Here is a 15,646-nt window from a genome sequence, read left to right on the forward strand (position 1 = left end):
CCTAGTTTTTTGAGTGGGTAGCCACCAATTCTGCAACGGTCATTTGCTCATAAAGTTCAAAGGGCTGATGAATCCAAGGATCGTCTGGCAGATAGTCCACGTAATAGTCTGGAGCGATAACGGAACACTGTTTATACCAAAGCACAGCGGTGCGAACTTCTTCAATATAGAATCCGTATTTGCGATCGAGCCAGTCGATGGTTTTCTTCAGTGTTATACCGGAATCTACTAAATCATCCACCAACAGGATATGGCTGCCCAAATTAGCGGTTGTTTTGGTGAGATCATGGGAAAAAACCAGCGAACCACGAGATTGATTATTGCTGCCCCCATAAGACGCAGTGGACAAAATGGCTAGAGGCACGTCATACAAGCGTGACAAAATATCCCCCACTCTTAAACCGCCCTTGGCTAAACAAATAATTTGATTAAACTGCCAATCGGATTGATACACCTTCACGGCAAGCTGCTCAATCGCGTGATGGTAATCTTCCCAAGAGACATAAAGATCTGGTGGCATGGTCAAGCTCTTTGAATTGCAGAAGTCGAAGAGAATAATACAACTGTTGACGAAATTTTACTCATCTTGTTATGAACAATTCTAATTCTGAAAGCCCTGACTCTCGCCCATTAAGTTTCTGGACAAAGATGGCGTATGGAGCAGGCGATCTGGGCCCTGCAATTACTGCCAACATTGTGGTGGTGTTCTTGCTGGTCTTTTTCACCAATGTGGCAGGGTTAGATCCTGGCTTGGCAGGTAGCATTTTGCTGATTGGCAAGATTTGGGATGCTATTAATGATCCAATGGTGGGAGCATTGAGCGATCGCACCCAAAGCAAGTGGGGACGGCGCTTACCCTGGATGCTATGGGGCGCTGTGCCATTCGGTTTCTTTTTCTTTTTGCAATGGGTAGTGCCTCGTTTCAGCGACAATCCCAACACCAATCAGTGGGGTCTGTTTTTTTACTACGTAGTCATCAGCATCTTCTCCAATGCTTTCTACACGGTTGTTAACTTGCCCTACACTGCTCTGACTCCTGAACTGACTCAAAACTACGATGAGCGCACCAGTCTCAATAGTTTTCGGTTTGCCTTTTCCATCAGCGGTAGCATTCTGTCTTTAATTATCGCGCTCGTTTTATTTGGATTTTTCCCGAACAATCCGATTAAGCAATATCTGCTGATTGGGGGCGTATGTGCAGTCATATCGGTACTGCCTTTATATTGGTGCGTATTTGGTATTCGTCAACGAGTGCTAGAAGGAGAAGCCCGCCGCTTAGCCAATCCATTACCGCCACAAACGATGTCTTATGTGGAACAGCTAAAAGTTGCTTTTACCAATCGCCCTTTTTTATATGTGGTGGGCATCTATCTCTGTTCTTGGCTAGCCGTGCAAAATACCGTCGCCATCATTCCTTACTTTGTCCAAAGCTGGATGGGTCTAACGTCACAAGATTTTACTAAGGTGGTGATTGCGGTGCAGGTGACTGCCTTGATCATGCTATTTGTGTGGACGCAGGTGAGTAAGCGGATTGGCAAAAAAGCGGTCTACTTTATGGGCATGTCGCTGTGGGTAATTGCAGAGATTGGACTGTTTCTCTTGCAGCCCGGACAGGTCGGCTGGATGTATGCGTTGGCAGTGATGGCAGGTGTTGGCGTATCCACTGCTTATCTGGTGCCTTGGTCAATGATTCCTGATGTGATTGAGTTGGATGAACTGAACACGGGACAACGACGCGAAGGTCTTTTTTATGGATATATGGTGTTGTTGCAAAAGGTAGCGCTGGCGATCGGGGTGTTTCTGGTCGGGCAATCTCTGCAAGTTTCGGGTTTTTTAAAAACCGTTGCAGGTCAGCCTAACCCTACTCAGCCAGACTCAGCATTGTGGGCAATTCGGCTGATGATTGGTCCTATCCCAGCCGCAATTTTGCTGATTGGATTAGTACTGGCTTATTTTTACCCGATTACCCGTGAAGTTCATGCTGAGATTTTGCTGAAGTTGCAAGAGCGAAAGCGGCAAGGAAGTGAGGAATAAGATACAACTGCAAAGCACGAAGTGATGAGTAGGAAGTGATCTAACACACGATGCCTGACACTTAACTCCTGACAAAAAATTACCACGCTATAATGAGCGAGCAGTAAAGTTTTGTAAAGAGATTTTTAAAGTGACTCAGCCAAATTTAGAAAAAATTGCGACGGATTTGGAAAGCGAGAATGTGCGCGATCGCCGAATCGCATTGGCAACTTTGCGAGATGTGCCGGCGATCGATGCGGTGCCATTGATCAAAAAAGTGCTGCATGATGAAAATTTGCAGGTGCGATCGATGGCGGTGTTTGCATTAGGAATTAAACAGACCGACGAATGCTATCCGTTACTGCTGGATGTTTTGACGAATGAGGCAGACTATAGCATTCGAGCTGATGCGGCGGGAGCGTTAGGTTATTTGGAAGACATCCGTGCATTTGAGCCACTTGTTCGCACTTTCTATGAAGACACAGAATGGTTAGTGCGCTTTAGTGCGGCGGTTTCTTTGGGTAATTTGAAAGATCCCCGTGCCTATGATGTGCTGATTCAAGCCTTGGACAGTCAGGAAGTAGTACTTCAGCAGGCAGCGATCGCGGCTTTGGGTGAAATTAAAGCGATCAATTCTGTAGACCACATCCTCCGCTTTGCCCAGTCGGAAGATTGGCTGGTCCGTCAGCGCCTTGCTGAGGCACTAGGACATTTGCCTACTCCAAAAAGTGTTTCCGCAGCGAAATACCTGGCAAAAGATAGCCATTCACAAGTTGCTGAAGCAGCCCGAATTTCTCTAGAGCGGTTGAGTGCTGGGTAACGAATGGGAAGAAATAGCAAGGATTAGGAAACTCAAAACTTTTACCTCTGCTCTTCACCTTCACCTTCATCCTCAGCTAGATATTAATACTATTGGGGATGCGGGATGGGAGCAGATAAGGATAGGCGATTCCTGTAGACTCAATCCGTTTTTGGTTGCGGTAGGAGATTTCTTGCTCGATCGCGACTAAATCTGTCCGAAACTGCTCTAACACTTGGCGATCGCCAACGTCTTTGAAATCGATTAAATCAGAACTGCCCAATCGTCCCCAGCGAATGCCGCTGAGGGCAAAGCTTAGCTCAATTTGTCCTAAATCTTGTCTCAGTGGAGGCAGCAGTTGCTCTACAGAGGCGCAGCGATTAGGATGACAATAGGCTGCTAGAGGGGCATTGGGAGTATAGCCCACATAGTCAAACTGGCTAAAGTTCACTGCTGCATGTTGAGGACCGCAAGTAAAAATTAGTTGAGTGGTAATGTCAACGAGAGCTTGAAGGGTAGAGAGTTCGGTTGGAAACCCTGGTACACGCACATAGTCGGGGCGTTCGCGCAGAGCAAGCCCTGCTTGAGCGATCGCGTCGGGTGGCAGCCAAGAGGGCGCTTGAGGAAAATCGCTAGTGGGGCGATCGCTTAGAGAGCTGCCTAGTTCTGCTGCCCAGGCTTGCACATAAAGATCCTGCCGCACTGACTCATCCGTTGGATAGTACTGCTGTAAAAACTGAGTAGTATAACGATGAATTGCATCCCATAAAAGCAAAGCATCATCGCGATAAGGGAACTCTGGCAAAAAATCGGACTCAACGCCCCGCTGCCGAATATTTTTGGGTAAAGCATAATCCCCAAACGACTGTTCTCGATAGGCACGATTGATTAATCCAATTGAGGCTTTGAGTGTAGGAGCCATCAATCTATCAATAGCGGCTCCCTCGCCTAGCAGCACTGTGTTCCCTCGACTATTTATTGCCAGCAAGAACTGAAAATGGGGACGCAGTAACCGATACAGCGGGTGAGTTGCGGGCAATTGGCGCGGAGTCGCGATCGCAAAGGCTTCCATTGCCAAATGAGTATCACACAGATGAACAATCAACTCATGATGGGTTACATCTGCCACTTGCACAAACAATTTTGCCTGCATCCAGGAATCGCCTTTTGCATTATGCGGCGTGACTACACAACCATTTTCAAGCTGAATCAATAGCGGTTCTAGCTCATTTTGAGTGCGATGAAATAGCGCAACAGGACTGCCTACATATCTCCCAGGCTGTAAGTCGGCAATCGACAGGCTTTGCAGCAGTGGATAAGCTGCCACAAATAAGCGATCAGCCGTCGCTGCTTGCTCTAAATCAATGCGATCGCCATTCGATAGCAAGCACTCCAGATTCGCCCAGCTTTGCAACAATGGTCGATCGGTGGACTGAATGCGACGCAATACCATTGGGTTTTGCCCAGCGAGACGCTGACGGGCAAACTCGCGATCGCTTAACCCACCTTCCCGTTCGTGAATATGAGCAACAACTGGGCGCGATCTTTGATGCTGCTCCAAAATTTCATAAAAACGCGCTCTTGCCTGGATTAGCTGAGTTTCTTTTTTTGCTGCTGCTTGCGCCGACAATAGCGCTTCTATCATGTCTCGGCGATCGCGAACAAACTCTACTCCAAATTGCTCATCCGGTGGCAAATCAAAATTAAACCATCCCGACTGAAAAATTTCTAGATCTACTAGCCGTGTTGTTATAAAGCTCCAAAGTTCGTCTGCTTTGTGAACTGTGCGCTTCAACTGACTATTTAAAAGGCTCAATGGATGAGACAGCTTTCCTTGGTTAGCGGCAGCCTGTCCCAATTGAGTCAAAACATAGCGTGCAATGCCATCCTCTCCGATGTGAGAAAAAAGGCGTGCCGGACCTGCTTGATCTAAGACCGTCGGATCATACCGATAGTGACCCTGCTGGGGTTTTGACGTCGTATGAGGAGACATACATTAAGAACCTGAAGCAGCTTCGTTTTTAGGAGTTTCAGCAACATCGGTGGAACCAGCACCATTTCCGCTATTTGCCTGGAGCCGTTCTTCCCGCTTTTTCTTCTCAGCCTGCAAAATATCTGCCATCACCGCCTGAGCCTGAGCCATTTTCTCCAGGTTGCTGCGGTAAAACTCTAAATCTTTCTGAATTTTGTCTTCAGGTATTCGCAGAGCCGCACAGACTTGCTTTAACAGCTCATTGCGCTGCGCTTGATCTTGCATCCCTACTGTATCAATCGATTCAAATAATGTGAACAGCCCAATCGCAAACAACCGGCTGTACTTAAACTTGGGATTGTTAGCGATCGCTTTGACCTGTTCCTGTAGCTCATCACCCGATGCGATCGTGGCAGCGTTTTCTATCCAAGACACTACTTCTTTCGTTGAGCCGACTGAGCGAGCAAAGGTTAGTAACCGTTCGGCATCGTTTTTATACCGTTGAGGGTCATCAGGTAGCGATTGGCAAAGGCAATTAAAAATTGCATCCTTATCCTGCTCAGGACGATATCCCTGCATGAAACGATCCAATGAGGTGACCACTCCTAGGGCATAGATTGGATCGTAGTGGTAATCCACATTTACCGCAAGTAAGTGCATCTCTACCATTAATTCTTCAACCACCCGACGATAAATCGAATTAATTGGGCGAGTGTGGCAGGAGTAAAAAGCTCGCTTAGTATCTGAAACGGTACGGACAGTATTCACAGTAGAATCTTGGTGGTTGATCTCTTCTCCATTCTCGCTTGTGATGAGACGTTTGCCAAGTTTTGTTAAAGAAGAGCGGATTGGCAAGTTCACCCATTTATCTCTTCACTCGTTCACCCTACACTATGCCCTTTTCTCCTACCCTTCTGAGCTTAGCCTCCCATATCATCGGTGAGTTTGAGAATGCTGAGCAAGCGGCGGCTGAGCCTATTTGGTATGTTCACTTGCGGTTATGGCAGCGCCCGGTGGCACTTTTTGGCGAAGACAGCATCACTCTGTTTGCAGAGCAAGCAAATATTACAAATCTGCAAAATCCCTATCGTCAGCGTTTGATGCGGCTACAACCTGCTTCAGAACCTTTTCACGCGCTACAGGTTCAATATTATGAATTCAAAAAACCAACAATTGTCAAAGGTGCTGGAAGTGATCCAGATTTACTCAAATCGGTAACATTTGAGCAAATAAATCTGCTGCCAGGCTGCATTTTGAATGTGAGCTTGTTGGAAGGCGATCGCTTTATTGCAAAAACCCCCGTTGATACTCGCTGCTGCTTTAACTATCAAGGAAAAGCACGGCAGGTTGTCCTTGGTTTTGAAGCAAGTGCTGATAAGTATTTAACCTACGATAAAGGGGTTGACCTCGAAACCAACCAAGCTCTGTGGGGAGCAATGATGGGTCCCTATCGCTACACAAAAACTCAAGACTACAGCCACGAGCTTATGCTAAAAGAATGACAACGCTTTAACTAGCAATTCCACGAGGAACGCCTTCCAAAGCCTCTTCTTCGGTATCAAAAATTTCAAATACCGAATCCATCATGGTTACTTCAAAGACTAACCGTGCTTCAGGATGAACGTTACAAATACGGAAGCTACCTCTGACTTTGTCAGCATCTCGCATTCCAGCAACCAAAGAGGTTAAACCAGAACTATCGATAAAATTTACCTGCCCCAAATTAACAACAACATGGCGACTTAGCTTAGAAATACATTCCTGTAACTTGAGACGGAACTGCCATGCAGTCGTAATGTCCAAACGCCCCGTAGGAATCAAGACAATCACAGTGGTGCCATCCTGAGTCGTATGGTTTTTTTGCTCCATATGAATTGATTTTTGCTCCATAGGGCTCAGTCCCTTCTCCTAAACGCAGTGGATATCTGGGTGACGGCTACGGCTCGACTTAAGTTTCGACACAAATCCATTAAACAATAACAAATTCTTTGAGATAAATTTGTTTTCCTTTAGTTTATCCCACCCCCTGGGAGCTTGTCAGGTTCCAGTTAACCCAATCCTGAGGCTTGAGGAAGGTCGTATACAGGTCGGCTTCTGGGGTGTTGGGTTCAGGCTCGTAGCCGTATTCCCAACGTACTAAGGGCGGCAGAGACATCAGAATCGATTCAGTACGCCCATTGGTTTGCAATCCAAAAATAGTGCCCCGATCGTATACAAGATTGAATTCAACGTACCGACCTCGACGATAAAGCTGGAAGTTTCGTTGGCGATCGCCATATTCCATTGCTTGGCGACGCTCCAAAATCGGCACATAAGCTGGCAAAAAGGCTTTGCCACAATCTTTAACAAAAGCGAAAATATCTTCCCAGGTGCGTCCTTGCACATCACCTACCGATTGACTGTAGTGAGCAGCAGGAGTGTCGCTGTGAGAACCGGGATAAGAGATGGGATAAAGCTTACCCTGATTATCCTGATAGTCAAAGAATAACCCACCCACACCACGAGTTTCGTTGCGGTGTTTGAGATAAAAATACTCATCACACCACAATTTAAATGCGGGATAGTACTGAGGATGGTGAGCATCGCAAGCTTGCTTGAGAGTGCTGTGAAAATGTACTACATCCTCCGCAAAGGGGTAATAGGGCGTGAGATCAATTCCACCACCAAACCACCACACGGGACCGGCTTCAAAATATCGATAGTTCAGGTGAACTGTGGGAATGTAGGGGTTGCGAGGATGAAGCACCATTGAAGTGCCTGTCGCATAAAAACTGTGCCCAGCCGCTTCAGGACGCTGAACCAAGATAGAAGGCGGCAGATCTTTCCCCCATACTTCAGAAAAGTTTACGCCTCCTTGCTCGATGATGTTGCCATCTCGCAAGACGCGCGATCGCCCGCCACCCCCTTCATCTCGTACCCAACTGTCTTCACGAAACTTGCCGATTCCATCTGTTTGCTCTAAACCGCTGCAAATTTCGTCTTGCAGATCGCGTAACAACTGATTTACACGCTCACGAGAGTTACTAGGAGGAAGAGCATTATCGGAGATGGCTGTTTCAGAAGTAAAAAAAGCTGTCATACCCACCCAATTCCTGATACAAACTGATTTGTAGTGTGCTGTTTGCCAATTACAGAACAGACTCTTCTGACTGGTTACTGCACGTTTTAATACTATAGAACTCAAACAGAGACTATGTTCTTACCTAGAGCCGCATTCAATCCAAATAACTTTGAGTTAGATGAAAAGTTTTAAGAAGCAATAAGTCAAAAAGTATTAGACGGCTAGACTTTGGCACTCAAGTTTTTTAAGCCTACCGCGAATTGGCTCTGCAACCAACGGAATTGTTGCAGTGGTTTAAACTTTATAAACGAGCAAGTTAACAATTCTACAAAACTACCCACTTAAGCGATCTCCTCCTAAATAAAGGATTTGTAGAAAACCCACGTTAGGACGATCCCTTAATTACACAGTGTTGAATAAGATAGGGGTTTCTAAGTTAGGCTTCGATATAGAGGACTTAGCAATGTCTAGTAGTCTATTTAATTTTCATTCTCCTAAGAGGGATGTTTCGCAAACTGCGCTTGTTAGAACCTACCAAGCGCTGAGTTCTGCTTCAGTTGAAGAATTATGGAATAAGATTACAAATCTTGAAGATGTATCTTGGCATCCGATTATTGCCAGTACTAACGTACCCTACGGATTGGTAGTCAAGCCTGGTTTAATCTATCAAGCATTTACTCGACTGATTCCGATTCCAATTCAAATTTTTGTGGAGCGTGTTCGTCCGCAAGAGGCACTCAGTATCCGAATCTTAGTTTTTCCTGGGTTGGAAGAACAGGTGACTTATCGAGTAGAGTCCACACTTTGTGGGACGTGTGTTTCTTATTCAGTGACGCTGCGTGGATGGCTAGCTCCGTTGTTGTGGTCGCTGATGCGTCCTTGTGCAGCCAAAGTAGCGTTGAAATTAGTGCAGTCAACAGAACAATCGATAGTACAAACAATGTCTGGCAATCTTAAGCAAGCTAAACGTAGCTGTTTTGACTCCTAGCTAAAGGTATAGATTGCATTATGAACACTGTTGGCTTGAACTAAGCACATTCACTTTAAAGATCTATTTCCTGAGTCTTTCCAAGTTGTCAATCTATTAATTAATCTGCTCTGATATTTGCCATCATTTATCCGTCTGTGTGCGGATACGGCAACGGTATTCTTCGTCCTTGTAGCTCGCGCTAAAATCATTCTTCGTCACGAATGTAACTTAATAGCTTCAATTCGTGTGAATTGCACTTAAAGTACGCCCTAATTGTTCATCTACAACGAGAGTGGTTCTTAAACCGAAAAAAAGATCGATAACCAGATCTCTGAGATCGGAAGAAGCCAATACAAATTTGCGGATGAAAGCTACGGAAAAGCAAAATGCTTTTGTGCGATCGCCCTCAATCCCAATCTAAGTTTTTCGCTTTATTTTTATAATGCCAAATTAGCCATTTACAACCAGCAAAATACTTGCTGACCAGATGTTTTAGGTCTGCTAGTATTTCTGAAAAGCCCATTATATACAGGGCACGAGTCGGTCGGCTTTAAAGTTCGAGCGGCCTCTAGAACATTGAAGCGACTAATGAATATAAGCTTCTTGAGAGTGAAAGGTGTCCCATTCTGATTTTTTGAGATTACAGGCGGGTCAGCAATAATTAGATCGGCTGATCCATGCTGATCCATTCGGCAAGGTGCTTAATTAATCAACTAAGGGAATTTTCACAGAAAAGAGTTCCGTGAACACGGCGATAGGCGATCGCAATTGGGGCATCCAAATTTGCGGCAACGTTTTGAATCACATTTTTATCTTTCTATAAATAGCTATTTACTCTAGTTATGTATCCCAACTTAATTGCCTTTCGGAACTTCATTGCCTTTATAGAATCAAAAGCTCTTTCTTACAGGTAAGTAAGATCAACAAATGAAGCCTTTAATTCAAAAAGAGCTGTTTTTATCAGTAGGATGTGCCTCTCTACGCTAGGCACATCCTATTAGATTCTGATAGTTTAATGAATAGCTTCTTCTCCTAGCTTTCAGCAAGTTGGGGCGCAGGTTATTCTGTTGTTTACCTCACTTTCACTATGAAAACCCTTGGTTTTGTCTACGCTCCTTCCAAACAAAAAGATCAGTCTTGTAATGTTCGTTTCAGCTCATTTGCTCAAGTGTTTGGCCAGATTTCAACTTCTACCTGGCTCTATTTCTTAAGTTTGGCAGTCACTTCTATTGGCATTGGCATCGGTGCTAATCAGGCGATCGCACAAGTCTATTACCAGCGTCCAGTGGCTGCAACGCGTGCAGGTGGAACTGTTAGTACTCAATCCGGCATCGGTCTCAATATCCGCTCAGGTCCAGGTCTCAGCTACGACATCATTGGTGGCGCTGACGATGGTGTATATCTAGATTTATCAGGCTCTCCTACGGTTGCCGATGGTTATCGCTGGCAACGTGCAGTCACTGGTGGTTGGGTTGCCACCGAATATGTTGCAGGTAACGGTTTTACCCCCGTGAGTACCGCTGGCAACTGCTATCAGCCAGTTTCTTACTACAACGGCAACTGCGCCGGGGGTTCTGCTGAACCCGTTCGGCCCATTATTAGACCTATCTCTAGTAATGCTGGCGGGGCTTACGTGGTTGCAGTTCCAGGTGCAAATTCTGCAAATTTGTCTCAAGTTCGCCGAATTGTACCTAATGCTTATTTTGATCGAGCGCGAGAAGGTAGCTTTATCAACGCGGGTGGTTATTCGAGTTTTGACGCGGCAAATTCTTTAACTTATCTGTTGAGAAACAACAACTTAGATGCGCGAGTCATCTACGGACGGTAGGGAGATATGGCAGGTGGCAGAACCGTATCCTGTCGCCTTAATTTTGCGCGATCGCATCAGATGACCAGCCCTAGCTCTACACTAGATAGAGGTAGGGCATTGGTCGTTCTGCCCAGTTTTTTTGATGTTCTTTGATATCTCTTTTCCCTATGACTGTTCAGTCCACTGAATTGGAAGCCCAGTTAGAAGCCATCCGTCTGGAAGCACAGCAAGCCTTAGTTGAAGCAAGTTCGCTTGATCAGCTAGAGCAGTTACGGGTGAAGTATTTAGGCAAGAAGGGTCCAATTCCCCTTGTGTTAGGCGGCATGGGTAAACTCGATCCGAGCGATCGCCCCCGCATTGGTGCTCGTGCTAATGAAGTGAAAGAAGCGATTCAGTCTGAATTAGATCAGCGTCGCACGGCTTTGCAGCAAGCCAAACTACAGGCACAGCTAGAAACCGAAACTTTAGATGTGACAATGCCGGGAGTATATTGTCCTCAAGGAAGAATCCACCCACTCAACACGATCATGGATCGAGTTAACGATATTTTTGTGGGTTTGGGCTACACAGTGGCAGAAGGTCCAGAAATGGAGACAGATCACTACAACTTTGAGGCGCTCAATTTCTTGCCTGATCACCCAGCGCGGGATATGCAAGATACGCTCTTTCTGCCCGATGGCAATATTCTGCGAACTCATACTTCCTCTGTGCAGATTCGCTACATGGAAGCCAATGAGCCACCCGTCCGGATCATCATTCCAGGGCGCTGCTATCGTCGAGATACAGTCGATGCGACCCACACTGCGGTATTTCACCAGATCGAATTTTTGGCGATCGACGAAGGCTTGACCTTTAGTGATATGAAAGGCACGGTTCGCCTATTTCTAGAGCAGCTTTTTGGTGAAGTGGCAATCCGAATGCGTCCCAGTTTCTTTCCTTTTACCGAGCCATCTGCTGAAGTGGATATGGAGTGGAAGGGGCGTTGGTTGGAGATTATGGGCTGCGGCATGGTCGATCCTAATGTATTAAAGGCAGTAGGATATGACCCTGAAGTTTATACGGGCTTTGCGGGGGGCATGGGCGTTGAACGATTAGCGGCTGTTTTATACCAAATTGATGACATTCGCCGCTTCTACACAAGCGATTCGAGATTTTTAGAGCAGTTTTAGTATCAGGACCATTAACTTTTTAACATCCTCAGTTTTCTTGCAGAGCTAAGGATGTTAAAAGATGGCAGCGATCGCTAATTCCCGCGACGAGGATTGCTTCTTGCTACCATTGCCTGCATCCGTTCTAATGGGAAATCTGAAATAAAACTATCCCAAGATCTCGATTGCCCAGCCGCATTGTATACATGCAGTACACCATTAATAATCCGGCTGGACACAATTAGATCAAGTGCTCTGGCAAGATTGAGTGACTGAGTTAGCTCGTTTTGAGTCATTGGTTTTTGTAAAAAAGCAGCACCCCTAACAGTCAAGCTTGACAGTTCGGTTTGTTCTCTTATCCTAATCAGGAATGAGGTGAAAGCATATCTGTTTAAGGATAGGTGAAATGAAAGTTATCAAATTTTTATAGCTAATGTCAGAGGTCAAACATAATCTTTCAAAGATTTTAGCTGCTTCAGTTCTAACCTCCATTTGGTATTTCTGCACTTAACTCCTCAAAATAAAGGTGCGTTATGACAATGCCATAACGCACCTAACAAGGTTAGGCTCCTACAATCAAGCTCTATTTAGCCATCGCGGGTTCGGGCTTTTCATCTGCCACATGAATCCAGTCAGTGTGATAGCTACCACCTTTATCTACGCGCTCGTAGGTGTGGGCACCAAAGTAGTCACGCTGCGCTTGGGTCAGGTTTTGGGGCAAGCGATCGCGACGGTAGCTATCAAAATAATCCAGCGATGCACTGAATGCTGGAACGGGAATGCCCACTTTTGCCGCCATTGCAATCACCTCACGCCATGCAGTCTGGCGATCAAGAATCGTTTGCTTAAACTCTGGAGCCAGCAGCAGGTTTGCCAGACTAGGATTTTCATCAAAAGCTTTCTTGATCTTGTTCAAGAAGCCTGCCCGAATAATGCAGCCACCTTTCCAAATCCGAGCGCATTCACCCAAATTAAGTTCAAATCCGTACTCATCGGATGCTTTCTTCAATAGCGCCATCCCTTGAGCATAAGAACACATCTTGGAGCAATAGAGGGCATCGCGCACCTTCGAGATAAAGGCTTTTACATCGCCATCAAAGTTCATGGCAGGACCCATTAGCTCGGTGGATGCAGCAACTCGTTCTTGTTTATAAGAGGACATAATCCGGGCAGTTACAGCAGCAATAATCGTTGGAATCGGAACACCCAGTTCCATCGCGCTATCTACTGTCCAGCGTCCGGTTCCCTTTTGAGCCGCTGCGTCTAGAATCACGTCTACCAGAGGACTACCCGTGTCAGGATCAACCACCTTAAACACATCAGCGGTAATCTCAATCAGGTAGGAGTTGAGTTCGTCGGTCGTATTCCACTCAGTAAAGACTTCGTGCAGTTGCGCGGCGTTGAGTCCGGCAACACTCTTCAGCAGGTCGTAGGCTTCCGCAATTAGCTGCATATCGCCATATTCAATACCATTGTGAACCATCTTGACGTAGTGACCTGCGCCACCGGGTCCAATGTAGGTGACACAAGGACCATCATCCACCTGGGCTGCAATTTTTGTCAGGATTGGTTCCAGATTGTCATAGGCTTGCTTTGTGCCTCCAGGCATCATGCTAGGACCGAGGAGTGCGCCTTCTTCGCCGCCACTCACGCCCATGCCGATGAATGTAAACTTGTCGGCTTCTAGAGCTTTAGCACGGCGCTGAGTATCAGTAAACAGTGAGTTGCCACCATCAATCAACACATCGCCTTCATCCAGCAGCGGTTTAAGTTGCTCGATCACGGCATCCACAGGAGCGCCTGCTTTTACCATGATCAAAATTCGACGGGGACGCTCTAAGGAGGCGACAAAATCTTCTAAGTTATAGGCAGCAACACAGTTTTTGCCTTGGGCGCGAGTTGCCATGAAGTGATCAGTCTTTTCACGGCTGCGATTGTAAACGGAAATAGGAAATCCCCTACTTTCGACGTTTAATGCTAGATTTTCGCCCATAACGGCGAGACCGATTACACCAAATTGCTGTGCCATAAAACTCTCTGATAATTCTGCAAAGTACCGGGATTCGTTATCCCTTAGGGTAAACCAATCACATGAGACTATCTAAAAAAACAATATTAAGCTGTTGCGCTTTTGACGGATGCATACTGAAACACATGCTTTTTGTGAGAGATTTCTCTTTTTTGTGAGAGATTTTGACTCGCGCAAAACAATGGATTTCGTTGCAGGAGTCTTTGAGGAAGGCTGCGATCGCGTCCTCACTGCGTCTCTACGTTTATGAATGTCTACATCAGCGTAGAGACGGGGAGGCAGGATAATTTTTCAGACTTTCCGCTAAAAAGAGAGGATGATTCTTGAATGTGCCACACGGTAAGGGAATGCCTGTATGACCCTCTCATTTTCAGTGATTGTGCCCGTCTACAACTGCCAAGATTCAGTCGTTAAAACGTTACAAAGTATTGAGCAAAGTATTCAGTATTTTTGTCAAACTTCCCCCATGGTTGCTGAGATCATGGCTGAGGTGATTGTGGTAAATGATGCATCGAGCGATCGCACCTTGGAGCTTGCCACGCAATGGATGCAAACAAATCCCTCGCGGTTTATCGTGGTCAATCATCAAACCAGCCTAGGATTAGCCATTGCTCGAAACACAGGCTTGAAATACGCCAAAGGCGAACTAATTTTCTTCTGCGACCCCAACAGTTTCTTTTCACTGCCCCACGTTTCCGCTTGCATTTTATGTTTGCATCAGCCGAACCAACCGCCTGCTCAACAGTTAGGAGAAGTCACCCTCGACGTAAAACTCATTCAAGAGAACCAATACCAGATCAGTGTGCCGCCCTACGCCCTTGATGCCGTACAAACAGGCATCCGAACTGGTAAAGCCAGTGCATCTGTAATGTCTTTGGAAAACCATAATTTGAGCAATCTCTGTGTCAAACGAGAGTGTCATGAGTTTCTGGAAGGTTTTTTAGATCTGCCGCCGCTCCATGAAAATGGACAAGAAGTTGTTGCTTATCATCAGTGGCTACGGCAGTTTTTTCTGGTCGGTAAACTTGCGGTGGAAACGGTGGAAAGCGCTGAGCCAATTTCACGCTCACCTGGAATGATTGAGCTTGTGCAAACTGGACCAAACGCTGTCATGATTCCAAAAAGCGCTGCCATTGAAGTCAGCAATGCCCATGCCATTGAAGTGCATTCGCAGCGACTCCTTCAAAGAGCAATCGCGTTCAACAAACAAAAACAAGCAAGACTTTTTCAGATCTATCGCACCTACGTCAGCACGACTTCTTTGGAAGATCACGCGGTTTCCTGGGAAGCGGCTCGGTATCTCTTTCAAGCAGTACAAGAAGCCAAGCCTAAAAGAATTTTGGACTTGGGCAGCGGCTACAGTTCCCTGATATTTAGAACTTATCAGGCAACGCTTGCACCAGAAACCACCGTGGTATCGGTAGACGATGATGCCGAGTGGCTAGAAAAAACCAAAGCTTTTTTGCAGGCGAATGACATCAGCACCGAGCATTGCATCACCTGGAAAGATTTTTTAAATGCTTATGCTGATCAATCCTATGACTTCATTTTGTATGACATGGGCAATATGTACACTAGAGCCGAGAATCTCACCAAGATTGTGGATGTGATGGAGCCAACCGGTAGTCTAATTATTGATGATGTTCATTTCTCGTTTTACGCCATGGTTGTGTTTGAGGTAATTGGCAACTATCGCCTCCGGTTGCAGTCGCTGAAACGAGAAACGCTGGACAAATATGGTCGCTATGCAGTGAAGGCAACTTATACGTGATCTACAGCAAGGCAGCGTGAGGAAAAACAATGCAAAACTTAAAGACGAAAATCGAAAGCGCTCTCACAGAGTA

Annotated in this window: 15 protein-coding genes; 7 read left to right on the forward strand and 8 right to left on the reverse strand. The window is 45.9% G+C overall.

From position 1 onward, the window contains the following. Position 1: 1 nt before the first annotated feature. Positions 2-520, reverse strand: coding sequence for a phosphoribosyltransferase (locus tag JOY44_RS16665; protein ID WP_171574752.1), 519 nt, complete (start codon positions 518-520; stop codon positions 2-4). Between the two features lie 71 nt (positions 521-591). On the opposite strand from JOY44_RS16665, the gene JOY44_RS16670 reads away from it, so the two are divergent. Both JOY44_RS16670 and JOY44_RS16675 read left to right on the forward strand, forming a co-directional pair. Beyond that, complete coding sequence (locus JOY44_RS16670) at positions 592-2,034, forward strand: MFS transporter (protein WP_171574753.1); 1,443 nt, start codon at positions 592-594, stop codon at positions 2,032-2,034. A gap of 130 nt (positions 2,035-2,164) precedes the next feature. After that, positions 2,165-2,833 carry a HEAT repeat domain-containing protein gene (locus tag JOY44_RS16675; RefSeq protein WP_171574754.1) on the forward strand — a complete coding sequence of 223 codons (669 nt, stop codon included), beginning with the start codon at positions 2,165-2,167 and terminating at the stop codon, positions 2,831-2,833. A 76-nt stretch (positions 2,834-2,909) separates the two neighbouring features. Here JOY44_RS16675 and JOY44_RS16680 read toward each other — a convergent pair whose 3' ends face one another. Further along, positions 2,910-4,805, reverse strand: coding sequence for a lipoxygenase family protein (locus JOY44_RS16680; protein ID WP_171574755.1), 1,896 nt, complete (start codon positions 4,803-4,805; stop codon positions 2,910-2,912). A 3-nt stretch (positions 4,806-4,808) separates the two neighbouring features. After that, positions 4,809-5,552 (reverse strand): photosystem II biogenesis protein Psp29, encoded by a 744-nt coding sequence (gene psb29, locus JOY44_RS16685; protein WP_171576058.1) that lies wholly within the window; start codon positions 5,550-5,552, stop codon positions 4,809-4,811. Between the two features lie 125 nt (positions 5,553-5,677). On the opposite strand from psb29, the gene JOY44_RS16690 reads away from it, so the two are divergent. Continuing rightward, positions 5,678-6,286 carry a chromophore lyase CpcT/CpeT gene (locus JOY44_RS16690; protein ID WP_171574756.1) on the forward strand — a complete coding sequence of 203 codons (609 nt, stop codon included), beginning with the start codon at positions 5,678-5,680 and terminating at the stop codon, positions 6,284-6,286. A gap of 7 nt (positions 6,287-6,293) precedes the next feature. Here the strand turns inward: JOY44_RS16690 and JOY44_RS16695 are convergent, their stop codons facing one another. Both JOY44_RS16695 and hemF read right to left on the reverse strand, forming a co-directional pair. After that, positions 6,294-6,674 carry an STAS domain-containing protein gene (locus JOY44_RS16695; RefSeq protein ID WP_171574757.1) on the reverse strand — a complete coding sequence of 127 codons (381 nt, stop codon included), beginning with the start codon at positions 6,672-6,674 and terminating at the stop codon, positions 6,294-6,296. A gap of 124 nt (positions 6,675-6,798) precedes the next feature. Beyond that, entirely contained in the window at positions 6,799-7,863 is a 1,065-nt protein-coding gene (hemF, locus tag JOY44_RS16700; RefSeq protein WP_171574758.1) for an oxygen-dependent coproporphyrinogen oxidase, read from the reverse strand. 445 nt (positions 7,864-8,308) lie between these two features. Between hemF and JOY44_RS16705 the strand changes: the two genes are divergently transcribed. Further along, complete coding sequence (locus tag JOY44_RS16705) at positions 8,309-8,833, forward strand: SRPBCC family protein (protein WP_171574759.1); 525 nt, start codon at positions 8,309-8,311, stop codon at positions 8,831-8,833. Positions 8,834-9,052: 219 nt separating this feature from the next. Here JOY44_RS16705 and JOY44_RS32870 read toward each other — a convergent pair whose 3' ends face one another. Then, positions 9,053-9,232 carry a DNA methyltransferase gene (locus JOY44_RS32870; protein WP_415881127.1) on the reverse strand — a complete coding sequence of 60 codons (180 nt, stop codon included), beginning with the start codon at positions 9,230-9,232 and terminating at the stop codon, positions 9,053-9,055. Positions 9,233-9,902: 670 nt separating this feature from the next. Between JOY44_RS32870 and JOY44_RS16710 the strand changes: the two genes are divergently transcribed. Both JOY44_RS16710 and pheS read left to right on the forward strand, forming a co-directional pair. Then, a complete protein-coding gene (locus tag JOY44_RS16710; protein WP_171574760.1) occupies positions 9,903-10,643 on the forward strand; it encodes a hypothetical protein in 741 nt (246 codons plus the stop codon). A 149-nt stretch (positions 10,644-10,792) separates the two neighbouring features. Further along, positions 10,793-11,794 carry a phenylalanine--tRNA ligase subunit alpha gene (gene pheS / locus JOY44_RS16715; protein WP_281063309.1) on the forward strand — a complete coding sequence of 334 codons (1,002 nt, stop codon included), beginning with the start codon at positions 10,793-10,795 and terminating at the stop codon, positions 11,792-11,794. A 74-nt stretch (positions 11,795-11,868) separates the two neighbouring features. Here the strand turns inward: pheS and JOY44_RS16720 are convergent, their stop codons facing one another. After that, positions 11,869-12,069, reverse strand: a complete 201-nt coding sequence (locus JOY44_RS16720; protein ID WP_171574761.1) for a hypothetical protein — start codon at positions 12,067-12,069, stop codon at positions 11,869-11,871. A gap of 287 nt (positions 12,070-12,356) precedes the next feature. Further along, positions 12,357-13,802, reverse strand: a complete 1,446-nt coding sequence (gene gndA, locus JOY44_RS16725; protein WP_171574762.1) for an NADP-dependent phosphogluconate dehydrogenase — start codon at positions 13,800-13,802, stop codon at positions 12,357-12,359. A gap of 355 nt (positions 13,803-14,157) precedes the next feature. On the opposite strand from gndA, the gene JOY44_RS16730 reads away from it, so the two are divergent. Further along, the gene (locus JOY44_RS16730; protein WP_171574763.1) at positions 14,158-15,573 is read left to right on the forward strand and encodes a glycosyltransferase; all 1,416 of its coding nucleotides are present in this window, start codon (positions 14,158-14,160) and stop codon (positions 15,571-15,573) included. The last annotated feature ends 73 nt before the right edge of the window (positions 15,574-15,646 follow it).

Origin of the sequence: Leptolyngbya sp. Cla-17 (genome assembly GCF_016807185.1) — a bacterium.
Lineage (GTDB): Bacteria > Cyanobacteriota > Cyanobacteriia > Leptolyngbyales > Leptolyngbyaceae > ULC077BIN1.